We start from the raw sequence: 14,682 nt of genomic DNA, 5'->3' as shown, positions 1-14,682 counted from the left end.
CGAACCGGTCGATATCGCCGTGCACGACGGCGTCGTCACCGCCGTGGGGCCGCATCAGACGGTCACCGACGCGGACCGGGTGGTCGACGCGCAGGGCCTGCTGGCCTTTCCGGGAGCGGTGGACGCCCACCAGCACTGGGGTATCTACCGCGAGCTGTCGCAGGACGCCGAGACCGAGAGCCGCGCCTGCGCCCAGGGTGGCGTCACCACCTCGCTCACCTATATGCGCACCGGCCGCTACTACCTGAACCGGGGTGGCGCGTACCGCGATTTCGTCCCCGAGGTGCTGGAGCGGATGTCGGGGCGCTCGTTCGTGGACCACGCCCTGCACCTGGCCCCCATGAGCGCCGAGCACATCGCCGAGATACCGTCGCTGGTCACCGATTTCGGCATCACCTCGTTCAAGATCTTCATGTTCTACGGCGGGCACGGACTGCACGGCCGGTCGTCCGATCAGGCCGACTTCCTCATGCTGGGTCCGCACGAGCGCTACGACCTGGCCCACTTCGAATTCGTCATGCGCGTTCAGCGAACCCGGCGCGGGCTCGGACCTGGCCGGACTGGCCACCCGCGCCACCCCCGACGGCGACCGCTGGATCGTGCGCGGGCAGAAGGTGTGGAGTTCCTTCGCCGACCAGGCCCGCTACGGCATGCTGCTCGCGCGCACCCATCCCGAACGGCCCAAACACGCCGGTATCAGCTGCTTTCTGCTCGATATGCACACACCCGGCGCCACCGTGCGCCCGCTGCGCCAGCTCACCGGGGAACAGCACTTCTGCGAGGTGTTCCTCGACGAGGTGGTGGTGCCCGATGCGGCCCGGCTCGGCGGTGTGGGGGAGGGCTGGCGGGTCGCGCTGTCCACCCTGAGCGCCGAAAGATCCGGACTCTCCGACAGTTCCGAGGCGAGCGGGGTGCCCCTGGCTCCGGTGCTGGCGCTGGCCCGAACCACGGGCGGTTGGCGCGATCCGGTGCTGCGCGATCGGCTCACCGCCCTGCTGGTCACCGAACGCGCACTGCACCTGACCAATCTGCGGAATCGGGCGAGTGCGGCCGACGGGGCGCGCGGCTCCATCACCAAACTCGCGCAATCGGAGCTCTCCCAACGCATTTCCGAGATCGGTTACGAGATCGTGGGCGCGCGGGCCGCCTACTCCGACGACGCGGCCCTCACCCCCGAGGCGTACGCACTGCTGGACAGCCGACGGCTCACCATCGCGGGCGGGACCTCGGAGATCCAGCGCACCATCATCGCAGAACGCGTGCTCGGCCTGGACCGGGAACCCGACCCCGATCGAGGCAGGCCCTGGAACGAAACGCGGCACGGATGAGCGGGACCGACAGCGACCGCGGCCCGACGGTGACGGTGCGCCCGTCCGGCCTGCGATTCACCGCCGCGACCGGACAATCCGTGATGGCCGCCGCCCAGGCGGCCGGGTACCGCTGGCCCACCATCTGCGGCGGCCTCGGCGACTGCCTGGTCTGCCATATCGAGGTGCTCGACCAGCCCGAGCATCTGTCCGAACCGGCCGACACCGAAACCCAGGCGGTGCGTCAGCTGCGGGCGCGCGGTGGCGGGCCGGTGCGCCTGGCCTGTCAGGCGCGCGTGTACGGCGATGTGGTGGTGCTCAAACGCGGGGTGCGTGGCCGTCCCCGGGCAACGGATCAGGAGATGAGCGATCGTGACCGATGAACTGATCGACCCCCAGCTGATGGTGTCGGCCGGGGGCCGCTATCGCCTGCGGGGCGGGCGCTGCGCGGGCTGCGGCGACCACCACTTCCCGCTGGGTGCCACCTGCCCGCGCTGCGGCGGCACGGAGATCGCGGAGACCGTACTCGCCGACGAGGGCGTGCTGTGGAGCTGGACGGTGCAACGCTTCCCGCCGCCGAGCCCGCCCTACGCGCGTCGGCCCGACGACTTCGTGCCCTTCGGACTCGGCTATGTGGAACTGCCCGGCCAGTTGATCGTGGAGACATTGCTCACCGACAGCGATCCGGCACGCCTGCGCATCGGTATGCCGATGCGGCTGACCACCCTGCCGGTGCTCGTCGAATCCGGGCGAACGGCAACTACTTTCGCGTTCGCGCCCATCGACGAAGGGGAACGGTGATGTCCGAGACCGCCGTCATCGGGATCGGTTGCCGACCCTTCGGTCGCTTCCGCGACACCACCGCCCGGGAGCAGGCCGTGCTCGCGGCGCGGCAGGCACTCGACGACGCGGGGGTGGACTGGTCGGATATCGACTACGCGGTGGGCGGCAGCCTGTCCGGTGGATCTGCCGACAGCCTGGTCACCGAACTCGGACTCACCGGGGTGCCGTTCGTCAATGTCCTCAACGGGTGCGCCACCGGCAGCAGTGCGCTGCTGGCCGCCGTGCACGCCATCGACTCGGGGGCGGCCGAACTCGCGCTGGTGGTCGGCTTCGACGCCCACCCACGCGGTGCGTTCACCATCTCCACCGCGCACCTGGGACTCGAAAGCTGGTACGGCAGTACCGGAATGGCGGTCACCGCGCAGTTCTTCGCCCTGAAGATCCAGCGTTACCTGTACGAGCACCGGCTGCCGCCGCGACTGCTCGGCCGGGTGGCGGCCAAGGCGTTCCACAACGGATCGCTGAATCCGAATGCCTGGCGGCGCAAGACGCTGTCGGTGGACGATATCGAGGGCTCACCCATGCTGGTGGACCCGCTGCGGCAGTACATGCTGTGCTCACCCGGCGACGGCGCGACCGCACTCGTACTGTCGAGTGCCAAGGCGGCCAAGGGCTTTCGCGCCGATCCCGTATACGTGGCGGGGGTCGCGGTGCGCACCCGCACGCCGGGCTCGTTCGAGGTGCTCAGCCCGTCGCTGTCCATCCGGCGCGGGGACAGCCCGACCGTGGACGCCGCCCGGGCGGTGTACGAACAGGCCGGAATCGGGCCCGCGGACATCGATATCGTCCAGGTGCAGGACACCGACGCGGGCGCGGAGATCATCCATCTGGCCGAGACCGGCCTGTGCGAGCACGGCGAGCAGACCGCGCTGATCGAGGGCGGAGCCACCGGCCTGGGCGGTCGCCTGCCCGTCAACACCGACGGCGGCTGCCTGGCCAACGGGGAACCGATCGGGGCGTCCGGCCTGCGGCAGCTGCACGAGAACGTCCTGCAATTGCGTGGCGCGGCCGGTGCGCGACAGGTGGCCCGGCCGGTGCGCACCGCGCTGTCCCATGTTTACGGTGCGCCCGGATTGAGCGGCTGCACCGTGCTGACCCGGTGAGGGAGAGTCGTGAAGGTAGTGGTGAGCCGGGACCTGTGCGTCGGACACGGACTGTGCGAGGCGGTCTCGGACGAACTGTTCGCCGTCGGCGACGACGGCGTGGCGCGGGTGCTGCCCGCCGAATTGTCCGACGCGCAAGGCGAACTCGCGGCGCAGGCGGTGGCCGCCTGTCCCAGCCGCGCCCTGCGTCTGGAGCAGTAGAACGGTGCGGACCTCGGGTCCGGTGGACGAAAGCGGAAGTCGTATGGAGATCAGGATGCCCAAACTCGATGTGTCGATGACCGACGGCACCTTTCTCGGCTGGCTGGTGCCCGACGGCACCGCCGTGATCGAGGGGGAGCCGCTGTACACGGTGGGCACCGACAAGGTGGAGACCGAGATCCCCGCCCCCGTCGGCGGCGTACTGCGCTACGGCGCGGTCGAGGTGGACGCCGACTATCCGGTGGGCACCCCGCTGGGCGTGCTGGAACGGGAGAGCTGAACGCCATGGTGGGCACCCGATATCGCGAAAGCCCCTTCCTCACCGGCCATCACCGGCCCACCCGGATGGAGGTGGACGCCCCCGACCTGTTCATCGAGGGCGAGCTGCCCGACGATCTGGCGGGGGTGTTCTACCGCAACGGCGCGGAGCCGCTGTATCCGCCCACCGACGAGGACTACCACTGGTTCGACGGCGACGGCATGGTGTACGCCTTCTTCTTCGACGGCCGCCGGGTCTCGATGCGCAACCGCTGGGTACGCACCGACAAGCTGCTGCTGGAAATGAAGGAGGGCAGAAGGCTTTTCGGCGTGCACGGCAATCCGGCCAGCACCGATCCGCTGGCCGCGGGCACCCGGTACAACACCGCCAACACCAATGTCGTCCTGCACGGCGGCAAGCTGCTCGCGCTCATGGAGGGCGCGCCGCCGGTCGAACTCGACCCGCGCAGCCTCGACACCATCGGCGAAGAACACTACGGCGGCGTCGTCACCACGACCTTCGGCGCGCACCCGACCGTGGACCACGCCACCGGCGAGCTGATCAATATCGGCTCCATCGCGCGCCGCGGCGGCACCGCCCCCGAATTGCGCTACGACATCATCGATTCCGACGGCACCCCGATCGTCACCGAAACCGTGCCGGTGCCGCATCAGAGCATGCTGCACACCTTCTTCGTCACCGAGAACCACGTGGTGTTCCCGGTGACGCCGCTGGACGTCAGCCTGCGACGGGCCATGGCGGGCGGGCCGATGGTGGCGTGGGATCCCGATCGCCCCACCAAACTCGGGGTCATGCCCCGTCGCGGCGGGGCGGACGACGTGCGGTGGTTCGAGGCCGCACCCCGGCACATGATGCATCAGGCCAATGTGTGGGAGGAGGACGGCCGCATCGTCGCCGATGTGGCGGCCGCCGAGGGCACCGCGCTGTTCCCGGACGTCGACGGCCGCCGCCGCACCCACCGGGAGACGCGACAGAGCCTGCGGCGCTGGGTGATCGACCCGGCCGCACACACCGACGTGGTGCGCGAGGAAATCCTCAACGACCGCGACATCCAGTTCCCCCGGCCCGATGACCGCCTCATGACGCGGCCCAGCCGCTACGCCTTCGCCAACAGCAACCTGCATTCGGTGGACGGCCGCGCCGACGGTATGGACTCGGTGGTGCGGGTGGACACCCGCACCGGGGCCGAGGACGTCTACCACTTCGGGGACGGGGCCGCCGCCGGTGAACTCATCTTCGCCCCCCGCGTCGGAGCCACCGACGAAGTGGACGGATACGCACTGACTCTGGTCCACGCGGCCGGTGCCGCCGACACCGAGCTGGCGGTGTTCGCGGCCGGTGATCTGGCATCCGGACCGTTGGCCCGGGTGCGGATACCGTTCGCGATTCCGAGCGGATTCCACTGCAACTACTACAGCGTCGACAGTCCGCTGTACCGGCAGGCGCTGGGGGCACGATGACACGGTCACGGGAATGGCGACTGATCGCCCGCCCGCAGGGGGAGCCGACACCGCGCGACTTCGAACTCGCCGACGTCACCCTGGACGAACCGGGGCCGGGGCAGATACTCGTGGCCAACGAGTGGCTGTCGGTGGACCCGTACATGCGCGGTCGCATGAACGCGGGCAGATCGTATATGCCGCCCTTCGAACTGGGCCGGGCCATGTCGGGCGGGGCCGTCGGCACCGTCACCGCCTCGCGCGCCGCGTCGATTCCGGTGGGTGCGAGCGTGATCCACTTCGCGGGCTGGCGGGAATACGCCGTCCTCGACGCTGTCGACGCGCAGCCGGTGGATACGCGGCGTTCCCCGGCACAGGCGTATCTGGGCGTACTGGGTGCGACCGGGCTGACCGCGTATGTGGGGCTGACCGATATCGCGGGGGTGCGGGCGGGCGATACCGTCTTCGTCTCCGCAGCGGCGGGGGCGGTCGGTTCGGTGGCCGGACAGATCGCCCGCAATCTGGGGGCCGCCCGGGTGATCGGCTCGGCGGGCGGCGCGGACAAGTGCGCGCGCCTGCTCGACGACTTCGGCTTCGACGCCGCCATCGACTACCGCGGCGGCGATCTCGCGGCCCAGCTGGCCGCAGCCGCACCCGAGGGCATCGACGTCTACTTCGACAATGTCGGCGGCGAGCACCTCCAGGCGGCCCTGACCGTCCTGAACGACTTCGGGCGGGTGGCGCTGTGCGGTGCCGTGTCGGTGTACAACGACACCGACCCGGCACCGGGACCGAGCAATCTGCACCTGGCCACCCGCAAGCGAATCACCCTGCGCGGCTTCCTACTCGGCGACCACACCGCACGAGCGGGGGAGTGGGTGCGCACCGCCGCGGGCTGGCTGACCGACGGCACCCTCCGCGCGGAGGAGACCGTCGTCGAGGGTATCGACCACGCCGTGGACGCCTTCCTGGACATGATGCGCGGGGGCAATACCGGCAAGATGCTGGTGCGGCTGCCCCGCGCGTGACGAACCGACAAACAATGCCGGACGAACCGATCGAGGGGATTCCCGTGTCGAATACCGCCACACCCGACACCACCGGCCGCGCGCCCGACACCGCCGCTATCGACGTGCGCGATCCGGCGACCGGCCGCGTCGTCGGACGGGTCACCGACCACTCGGCGGCCGCGGTCGCCGAGGCCGTGCGGCGGCTGCGCGCGCGGCAGCCGGAATGGGAGGCCATCGGGGTGCGCGAGCGCGCGAAATGGCTGCGCGCATTCCAGGACTGGCTGCTGGACAACGGGCCCCGGCTCACCGAGGTGGTGCGATCGGAGACCGGTAAGACCCGATTCGACGCGGCGATCGAGGTGCCCGCCGCCGTCGATCTCGCGAAGTACTGGGCCGACCGCGCCGAGGGCTTCCTCGCCGACGAGCGGCCCCGGCCGCACAGCCCGATCGGCCTGGCCAAACGACTGGTCTCGACCGTGCGGCCGTATCCGGTGGTCGGCATCGTCACGCCGTGGAATCTGCCGCTGCTGAACCCCTGCTTCGACGCCTTCGCCGCACTGCTGGCCGGTGCCGCCGTGCTCGTGAAGCCGTCCGAGGTGACACCGCTGAGCGCGGTGGAACTGGCGCGCGGCTGGGCCGAGATCGGGGCGCCGCCGGTGTTCACCGTGCTGACCGGTGGCGGCGACACCGGCCGCGCGGTGGTGGACACCGTGGATTTCGTGCAGTTCACCGGGTCCACCCGCACCGGCCGCGCCATCGCGGCCGCCTGTGCGCAGCGGCTCATCCCCTACAGCCTGGAGCTGGGCGGGAAGGATCCGGCCATCGTGCTGGCCGACGCCGATATCGACCGCGCCGCCGCCGGAATCGCCTACGGGGCGCTGTTCAACGCGGGGCAGGTGTGCATTTCGGTGGAGCGGGTGTACGTCGAGGCAGCCGTCTACGACCGCTTCGTGGAACGGCTGGTCGGCGAGGTGCGGGCGCTGCGGCAGGGCCGCGACGGCCGGGCGTTCACCCACGATATCGGTGCGATGGCGACCGCCGCGCAATGCGATATCGTCACCCGGCACGTCGCCGACGCCGTCGCCAAGGGCGCGCGAATCCTGTGCGGCGGCAAGGCGTTCGGCGGCGGGCGCTATTTCGAGCCGACCGTGCTGGCCGACGTCGACCACACCATGCTCTGCCTCACCGAGGAGACCTTCGGACCGCTGATTCCGGTCGTCGCGGTGGCCGACGAGGACGAGGCGGTGCGGCTGGCCAACGATTCGGTATACGGCCTGTCCGCCACGGTATGGACCGGCGACCGCCGCCGCGGCGAACGCGTCGCCCGCCGCCTCGAGGTGGGGGCGGTCAATATCGACGACGCCTTCGCCAATCTCATGAGCTTCGCCCTGCCCATGGGCGGCTGGAAGGATTCGGGTATCGGCGCGCGCTGGGGTGGCGCGGCGGGAATCCGCAAATACTGCCGCCAACAGGCCATCACCGTCCCGCGCGGCCCCGCCCTTCCCCGCGAGCCACTGTGGTACCCGGCCTCCCGGCTACGCTCCCGCCTGGTCACCACGCTCATGCGCGCCGTGGACGCCCGCGGTCGGCGCAGGCTGCCGATCCCGGCACGCCGAAACCGTCAGGCCGCGACCACCGACACCACGCGGACGCATCCATGACATCGCGCGCTCCTGTCGGTGACCGCGGACGTTCGCACGTTCACAGCGGGGGCGGTAGGTAGCGCGTACTCGCGGGCACAACCGCCGGTGCTGCGCAGCCGTGGGTATAACCTTCGGTGCGTGCTCTGGTACCGGGCCGTCGGTGTCGGCGGATGCGGGGGTCCGTGCGGTGCCGGAATGGCTACCGGTCCGGGTCGGGGAGTTGGGTGAGCGCCCACTGTGCCCACTCCCGGTTCATAGCGTGGAAGCGCTCGCCCCACTCCATGGCAATGCGGCCGTAGCGGGACAGGTCGCTGTCACTCCATGCGGTGGTCTCCCGCAGCGCGGACAGGTCGGCCTGCGCGGCGGCGGCGGTGGCCGCGATCTCGGTCAGATAGTCCCGGGCATGCTCGGGCACGATGCCGAGGAAGAAGACGCGCAGCAGCATGTCGTTGCGGTTGCGGCGCTTGGGTTCGGTGGTGGTGAGCCAGGTGCGCAGCTCGTCGCGTCCGGTCTCGGTGAGCGTGTACTCCTTGCGCCCGCGCGGTCCCTCGTCCGTGACGGCGATCAGGCCCGCCTCGGCCAGATTGGCGAGTTCGGTGTAGATCTGGCTCTGCGTCGCGGGCCAGACATTGGCCAGGGATTCCCGGAAACTGCCCAGCAGGTCGTAGCCGCTGGCCGGACGTTCGGCCAATAGTCCGAGCAAAGCATGACGGAGGCTCATGCCCTCACCTTACATTCCAGACTTGACATGTCGAAAATGGAATATCAAGCTGAGTGGGTGGCCTACCTACGCACCTTCGCGCCCTGGATCGTCTACGCCGTCGTCCCGACGCAGTATTGGCGGTGGTCCGCACTGCTCGCCACGGGGATCGCGCTCGCGGGTATCGCCCATCAGCGCCGGGCCGGGCGCGGCTGGGACGCGCTGGTGCTCGAGCTGGGCTCGGCGGCGTTCTTCGCCGGGATCACCGTCGTCGCCTTCGCCGATCCGGGCGCGGGCCTGCACGACTACACGCCTGCCCTCGCCAATGCCGTCTTGGCGGTCATCGCGGGCGTTTCGCTCGCGCTGCGCGCGCCGTTCACCCTGTCGATCGCCAAACAGTCGGCACCACGCGAATTCTGGGAGCAGCCGCTGTTCGTTCGCACCGGATACGTGCTCACCTCGGTGTGGACGGCGAGTTTCGCCCTCGGCGCGGTCGGACTCGCGGCGCTCGCCCACGCGCCGACGCCGCGCATCGTCGTGCAGGTGCTCAGCTTCGCCATCCCGATGGTGTTCACCGTGCGCTACGTCGCGCGCGTTCGGAATCGTGCGCGAACGCTCGCCGCCGGACCCGGCCCCCGCGCGTAAATCCGTTGAACCGGACCGCCGCCGTCGGATACGAAGAGCGCGTGACGGAATCAGACGCCGGGTCGGCGGTCGAACTGCGGAAACTCTGTGCGGACACGGTGTACGAGGTCTGCAAGCTCAGTACGACGCTGTCGGCGGAGCAGCGGAATATGGTCGCGGACAATGGGATATCCATCGCGGAGGCGCACTTCTCGGAGACGGCGTGGTTTCGCGGCATCTACGTCGGTGACGAGCCGGTCGGCTTCCTCATGCTGGATCTCGGCATGGATAGCGAGGAGCCGGGAGTGTCGCTGTGGCGGTTCATGATCGCCGGGCCGCATCAGGGCAAGGGCTACGGCCGCCGCGCTCTGGAGATCGTCGTCGAGCAGTTGCGGGCGCGCGGGACCACGCGGTTCTACACCAGCTACCGGGTCGGTCCGGGCAGTCCGGAGGGGTTCTACCGGGCGCTCGGCTTCGAGCCCACCGGCGAACTGGTCGATGACGAGATCGAGGCCGTGCTGCGCTGGTAACGGCGTCAGCTCGGCAGGATCAGGGTGAGATAGGTACGGGCGAAGGCGGCCAGTTCCGCTTCGGAGCCGAGGTCGGTGGGTCCCACCGGTTGCAGGATGAGCGAGTGCACCACGCGGCACCCGACCTCCACCCGGGTGGTGAGGTCGGGTGGCTCGGGTAGCTCCCTGTCTCGCAACGCGTTTCGGAGTATCTCGGTGGTGGCGGCGACCGAGATGGTGAAGAAGGCGCCGCCCTCGGTGGTGAGTTGCGGCAGCAGCCGATCCGGTTCGACGGTGAGCAGCCGCTCCACCAGCGGGTGGGCACGCCAGCGCGTGACCACCGTGACGAAGAGGTCGACGACGATATCGGCCATCTCCCGGTGCCGCGCCGGGATCTCGTGCAGTTCGGTGAGCAGCCGCTGAATCTCCCGGCCCGTCACCGCGCGGACCACATCGTCGCGGGAGCCCACGCGGCGGTACACCGTGACCCGGTCCACCTCCGCCTGCCGGGCGATGTCCTCGATCGTCGTCTTCTTCACCCCGACGCGACCGAACTGCACGAGGGCGGCGTCGAGGATGCGCTCTTCGATGGCATCGGCCTTGTTTCCCGAGGTGGCGGCGGCGGAGGGCATGGTACGACGCTAGCAGCGATCGACCCGTTTGCAACAATCGCGGCCAATTTGTGGCTGCAACATTGCGATGGAGAATGTTGCACTGTACGGTCGGTCCATGGCTGATAACAGTGCAACGAGGCGCTCCTATCAGGAAGAAGCCCACGCCATCCACGCGCGTGACGTCCACTTCGATTTCTCGTCGGTGCCCATGCACTACATTCCGGGCGAGGTGCTGGCCACCCACGTCACCAATGTCATGCATCTGGTGCTGCCCGAGGGGGAGCGGGCCATGGCCGCCTGCCTCGCCGAGGCGCTACCCCATATCGACGACGAGCGGTTGCGCGAGGAGGTGGCCGGCTTCATCGGCCAGGAATCCATGCACGCCAGCAGTCACGAGGGGGCGCGCACCCACCTCCAGTCCATCGGCCTCGACGTGGAGTCCTTCGTGGCGAAGGTGGCGTGGCTGGTCGATCGCGTCCTGGGCGATCAGGGGCTCAGCGGCAGGGCCAAGGAGGAATGGCTCAAGGAACGGCTCGGAATCTTCGCCGGGATGGAGCATTTCACCGCCGTGATCGGCGAATGGCTGCTCGAGTCGACAGCCCTGGAGGCCGCGGGCATGCATCCGACCATGCTGGATCTGGTGCGCTGGCACGGCGCGGAGGAGGTCGAGCACCGCAGCGTGGTGTTCGACGCCTATATGCACGTCGACGGCGGTTACGGGCGACGGGCGCGCACCGGGCTGCTGGCGACCGGAATGCTGTTGCCGCTGTTCGTGATCTCGACCGCCTACCTGTACGGCAAGGATCCCAGCCCGGACAAGGGCGGATTCTGGGGACGGCAGTTCGTGAGCGCGACCGTGCGGGGGGTGATCCCCAGCTTCACCACCTTCTTCACCGAGCTGCCGCGCTACCTGCGGCCGGGATTCCATCCCTCACAGCTGGGGTCGATGGACAATGCCCTGCGCTACCTGGCGCATTCCCCGGCGGCCCGGACATGACCCGGGGCGATGCCGTCGCCACGCCGAGCCTGCGCCTGCTCGGCGTGGCCGTGGACGTCTACAAGCGGATCTTCACCACCCCCGCCATCTCACCGCCGAACCCGGTGCGGCACAGCGGGTTCGACCTCGATGTCGTGGTCGAGTCGGTGTGCATCGAGGCGGTGGACGTGGAGAGCTTCACCCTGGTGGCCGCCACGGGCGATCCGCTGCCCGCCTGGCGACCCGGATCGCATCTGGACGTCTTCCTCCCCTCGGGGCGACAGCGACAGTACTCGCTGTGCGGCGACCCGAGCGATCGCGACCGCTACCGCATCGCCGTGCGTCGCATCGCGGGGGGCGACGGTGGGTCGCGGGAGATGCACACCTTGCGGCCGGGCGACGCCCTGCGCATCAGGGGCCCGCGCAACGCGTTCACCTTCGTCGAGACCGCGCCGTCGTATCTGTTCCTCGCCGCCGGAATCGGGATCACGCCGATCCTGCCCATGGTGCGGGCGGCCGGTCGGCGCGGACATCTGGTGTACACCGGGCGCACGCGGGCCACCATGCCGTTTCTGGACGAACTGCCGCTCCACGCCGATATCCGGCCCGACGACGAATACGGGCCGCCCGATGTGCCCGCCATCCTCGCCACCGCCGCACCCGGCGCGGCCGTGTACGTCTGCGGCCCGCCGCCCGTGCTCGCCGCCGCGCAGCGCAGCTTCTTCTCGCTCGACCCGACGGGATCGCTGCACACCGAACGTTTCTCGGCGCTGCCGGTCACCGACGGCCGCGCCTTCCCGCTGCGCCTGGCGCGCACCGGAACCCAGGTCACGGTCGGCAGCCGAGAGACCGTGCTGGACGCCGTCCGGCGAGTGAAATCCGATGCCGTCTACTCGTGCCGCCAGGGCTTCTGCGGTACCTGCCGCACCCGGGTGCTGGCCGGGGAGGTCGAGCACCGGGACCGGCTGCTGACTCCGGGCGAGCGCGCCGAGCACATGCTGACCTGCGTCTCCCGGTCCACCGGCGGGCCGCTCGTTCTCGACCTCTGACCGCGAAAGGCATACGGTCTCATGACCACACACACCGAACACCGGCAGATCGCCGTACTGGGGGCGGGTTTCGGCGGTATCGGACTCGCGATCAAGCTGCGCGAAGCCGGTTTCGACGACCTCGTACTGCTCGAGCGCGCCGATGAGCTGGGCGGGACCTGGCAGGCGAACACCTATCCCGGTTGCGCCTGCGATGTGCCGTCCCAACTGTACAGCTACTCGTTCGCGCCCAATCCGAACTGGTCGCGCACCTACGGGCGACAGCGCGAGATCCTGGACTATCTGCGCTCCGTCGCCGAGCGACACGATGTGGTGCGCCATCTCCGGCTGAACACCGAACTGCTCGACGCCCGCTGGGACGACACGGCATCGCGCTGGCGCATCGAGACCTCGCGGGGGCCGCTGACGGCCGACTACTTCATCTCGGCGGCGGGCATTTTCGCCGAGGCCAAATATCCCGCGATCCCGGGACTGGAGAGTTTCGAGGGCACCACCTTCCATTCGCTGCACTGGAGGCACGACCACGATCTGACCGGGGAACGGGTCGCGGTGATCGGCACCGGTGCGTCGGCGGTGCAGTTCATCCCCGAGATCCAGCCGAAGGTGCGGTCGCTGACCGTATTCCAGCGCTCCGCGCCGTGGATCGTGCCCCGCCTGGATCGACCCACCCTCGGCCTGGAACGGCTGCTGCTGCGGCAGTTCCCGCTGGCACGCAGGGCTGTCCGCGGCACCTGGTACACGCTGATCGAAAGCTTCGGTCTGGTCGGCTTCGTGGACAATCGCTTCCGATATCCGTACGAACTGCTGGGGCGATGGCAGCTGCGCCGCCAGATCAGCGATCCCGAGCTGCGCGAGCGAGTGACACCCGACTATGTGATCGGGTGCAAGCGGGCCATCTTCTCCGACGCCTATCTCCCCGCGCTCGATCGGGACAATGTGGAGGTCGTGACCGACGGGATCGCCGAGATCCGGCCGCGATCGATCCTGACCCGGGCGGGGGCGGAGATCGAGGTGGACACCATCATCCACGGCACCGGATTCGAACCCATCCCAACCGCGTTCGACCGCATCACCGGGCGCGACGGCATCTCCATCGCGCAGCTGTACCACCAGCAGCCGGGCACCTATCTCGGCACGGCCGTGGCGGGATTCCCGAACTTCTTCTGCACCCTGGGGCCGTTCGGGGCCGCGGGCAATCAATCCGCCATCTACATGATCGAATCGCAGCTCGCCTACATTGTCGACGCGCTGGTCACCCTGCGCGCGCGGGGCGCGCGGCGGGTGGAGGTGCGGGCCGCCGCGCAGGACGCCTTCGTCGACGAAATGCGCAGGCGCAGCGACGATACCGTCTGGTTGACCGGAGGATGCCAGAGCTACTACACCACCCCCGAGGGCGGCAACGCGGGGCTGTACCCCAGTTGGAGTTTCGAATACCGCAGGCGCACGCGGCGATTCGACATCGACGCCTACGAGGTGGCGTGATGCTCGAGCTGTTCGGACGAGTCGGCGCACCGCGGTTCGACGTGGCGGGCAAGGTCGTGCTCATCACCGGTGCGGGGCAGGGCATCGGGCGGGAACTGGCCGACATCCTGCATGCCCGGGGCGCGATCGTGGTCCTGGTGGACATCGACGAGGCCGCCGCCCACGAGGCGGCCTGCGCGCTGTCCGCGCGCGCCCTCGCGATCGGGGCCGACGTCGCCGACCGCGCGCGGATGAACCAGGTGGTGGCCACGGTGGTCGAGCGGCTGGGCCGCCTCGACGTGGTCGTCGCCAACGCGGGCGTCACCCCGGTGCCCGCTACCGTCCGCACCATGGACCCGCACGATTTCGACCGGGTGCTGAGCATCAATCTCACCGGGGTCTTCAATACCGTGCATCCCGCGCTGGACCACATCGTGCGGGCGAAAGGCCATGTCGTGGTGGTGTCCTCGTGCGCCGCCTTCGCGCCCGGCATGGGCGGATCGCCGTACATGGTGAGCAAGGCCGGAGTCGAACAGTTCGGTCGGGCGCTGCGGGTCGAACTCGCGGCATCCGGTGCCAGCGCCGGAGTCGCCTACTTCGGGATCGTGGAAACCGCCATGACCCACGACATGCTCGACGCCGACGACCTCGGCCGTGAACTCGACGAACTGCTGCCGTGGCCGCTCGGCGTGCGGATCACCGCGGCGCGGGCCGCACGCGCCATCGCCGACGCCATCGCCCGCCGCGCCGCCCGCACCATCGCACCCGCCGGGTGGGAGCCGTACGCGCTGCTGCGCGGTGCGGTCAATGTCGTACTCGACAGCAGACTCGCCGCGAGTTCGGCCGTGCACGAACTCGTTCGCGCCATCGAGCGCCGCTGACACCCGCGCGCGCACCGCCGTCGCGCACCTCTCCGAAAGGCC

Annotated in this window: 17 protein-coding genes; 15 read left to right on the top strand and 2 right to left on the bottom strand. The window is 69.6% G+C overall.

The annotated features are described in order from the left end of the window. The first annotated feature begins 383 nt into the window (after positions 1–383). The 9 genes from ON31_RS12640 to ON31_RS12600 are packed head-to-tail and all read left to right on the top strand — an operon-like array spanning position 384 to position 7,844. On the top strand, positions 384–1,328 hold the full coding sequence (locus ON31_RS12640) for an acyl-CoA dehydrogenase family protein (protein ID WP_081592404.1): 945 nt from the start codon (positions 384–386) through the stop codon (positions 1,326–1,328). Then, positions 1,325–1,690 (top strand): 2Fe-2S iron-sulfur cluster-binding protein, encoded by a 366-nt coding sequence (locus ON31_RS12635; RefSeq protein ID WP_255222074.1) that lies wholly within the window; start codon positions 1,325–1,327, stop codon positions 1,688–1,690. Before ON31_RS12640 ends, ON31_RS12635 begins: the two co-directional genes overlap by 4 nt. Continuing rightward, complete coding sequence (locus ON31_RS12630; RefSeq protein ID WP_255222073.1) at positions 1,680–2,108, top strand: Zn-ribbon domain-containing OB-fold protein; 429 nt, start codon at positions 1,680–1,682, stop codon at positions 2,106–2,108. The genes ON31_RS12635 and ON31_RS12630 overlap by 11 nt, the downstream gene beginning before the upstream one ends. After that, positions 2,108–3,253, top strand: a complete 1,146-nt coding sequence (locus tag ON31_RS12625) for a thiolase family protein (RefSeq protein WP_039813147.1) — start codon at positions 2,108–2,110, stop codon at positions 3,251–3,253. Before ON31_RS12630 ends, ON31_RS12625 begins: the two co-directional genes overlap by 1 nt. 9 nt (positions 3,254–3,262) lie before the next feature. Beyond that, positions 3,263–3,454, top strand: coding sequence for a ferredoxin (locus ON31_RS12620; protein WP_039813144.1), 192 nt, complete (start codon positions 3,263–3,265; stop codon positions 3,452–3,454). A gap of 55 nt (positions 3,455–3,509) precedes the next feature. Then, complete coding sequence (locus ON31_RS12615; protein WP_228810340.1) at positions 3,510–3,734, top strand: biotin/lipoyl-containing protein; 225 nt, start codon at positions 3,510–3,512, stop codon at positions 3,732–3,734. 5 nt (positions 3,735–3,739) lie between these two features. Next, positions 3,740–5,194 carry a carotenoid oxygenase family protein gene (locus ON31_RS12610; protein ID WP_051037151.1) on the top strand — a complete coding sequence of 485 codons (1,455 nt, stop codon included), beginning with the start codon at positions 3,740–3,742 and terminating at the stop codon, positions 5,192–5,194. Then, the gene (locus tag ON31_RS12605) at positions 5,191–6,201 is read left to right on the top strand and encodes an NADP-dependent oxidoreductase (RefSeq protein WP_039813138.1); all 1,011 of its coding nucleotides are present in this window, start codon (positions 5,191–5,193) and stop codon (positions 6,199–6,201) included. The genes ON31_RS12610 and ON31_RS12605 overlap by 4 nt, the downstream gene beginning before the upstream one ends. 14 nt (positions 6,202–6,215) lie before the next feature. Continuing rightward, complete coding sequence (locus ON31_RS12600) at positions 6,216–7,844, top strand: aldehyde dehydrogenase family protein (RefSeq protein WP_081592403.1); 1,629 nt, start codon at positions 6,216–6,218, stop codon at positions 7,842–7,844. A 181-nt stretch (positions 7,845–8,025) separates the two neighbouring features. On the opposite strand, the gene ON31_RS12595 is transcribed toward ON31_RS12600, so the two are convergent. Then, positions 8,026–8,547 (bottom strand): PadR family transcriptional regulator, encoded by a 522-nt coding sequence (locus ON31_RS12595; protein WP_039813135.1) that lies wholly within the window; start codon positions 8,545–8,547, stop codon positions 8,026–8,028. Between the two features lie 36 nt (positions 8,548–8,583). Here ON31_RS12595 and ON31_RS12590 point away from each other — a divergent pair, with 36 nt between their 5' ends. Then, the gene (locus ON31_RS12590; protein ID WP_039813133.1) at positions 8,584–9,171 is read left to right on the top strand and encodes a hypothetical protein; all 588 of its coding nucleotides are present in this window, start codon (positions 8,584–8,586) and stop codon (positions 9,169–9,171) included. A 41-nt stretch (positions 9,172–9,212) separates the two neighbouring features. Then, the gene (locus tag ON31_RS12585) at positions 9,213–9,680 is read left to right on the top strand and encodes a GNAT family N-acetyltransferase (RefSeq protein WP_039813221.1); all 468 of its coding nucleotides are present in this window, start codon (positions 9,213–9,215) and stop codon (positions 9,678–9,680) included. Positions 9,681–9,685: 5 nt separating this feature from the next. On the opposite strand, the gene ON31_RS12580 is transcribed toward ON31_RS12585, so the two are convergent. After that, entirely contained in the window at positions 9,686–10,291 is a 606-nt protein-coding gene (locus tag ON31_RS12580; RefSeq protein ID WP_029924921.1) for a TetR/AcrR family transcriptional regulator, read from the bottom strand. A 97-nt stretch (positions 10,292–10,388) separates the two neighbouring features. On the opposite strand from ON31_RS12580, the gene ON31_RS12575 reads away from it, so the two are divergent. From ON31_RS12575 to ON31_RS12560, 4 genes are read left to right on the top strand one after another with little or no spacing between them, the layout of a single operon-like run. After that, a complete protein-coding gene (locus tag ON31_RS12575) occupies positions 10,389–11,270 on the top strand; it encodes a metal-dependent hydrolase (RefSeq protein ID WP_085996406.1) in 882 nt (293 codons plus the stop codon). Continuing rightward, on the top strand, positions 11,267–12,298 hold the full coding sequence (locus ON31_RS12570; protein WP_039813127.1) for a PDR/VanB family oxidoreductase: 1,032 nt from the start codon (positions 11,267–11,269) through the stop codon (positions 12,296–12,298). Before ON31_RS12575 ends, ON31_RS12570 begins: the two co-directional genes overlap by 4 nt. Positions 12,299–12,319: 21 nt before the next feature. Next, positions 12,320–13,780 (top strand): flavin-containing monooxygenase, encoded by a 1,461-nt coding sequence (locus tag ON31_RS12565; RefSeq protein WP_039813125.1) that lies wholly within the window; start codon positions 12,320–12,322, stop codon positions 13,778–13,780. Further along, positions 13,780–14,640: a short-chain dehydrogenase/reductase gene (locus ON31_RS12560; RefSeq protein WP_039813123.1), complete on the top strand. Its 861-nt coding sequence runs from the start codon at positions 13,780–13,782 to the stop codon at positions 14,638–14,640. Before ON31_RS12565 ends, ON31_RS12560 begins: the two co-directional genes overlap by 1 nt. Positions 14,641–14,682 lie beyond the last annotated feature (42 nt).

Source organism: Nocardia otitidiscaviarum NBRC 14405 (assembly GCF_000308635.1).
GTDB classification, from domain to species: Bacteria; Actinomycetota; Actinomycetes; order Mycobacteriales; family Mycobacteriaceae; genus Nocardia; species Nocardia otitidiscaviarum.
The sequence above is the reverse complement of the archived record's forward strand: the minus strand, read 5'-3'. Positions and strand labels throughout refer to the sequence as shown.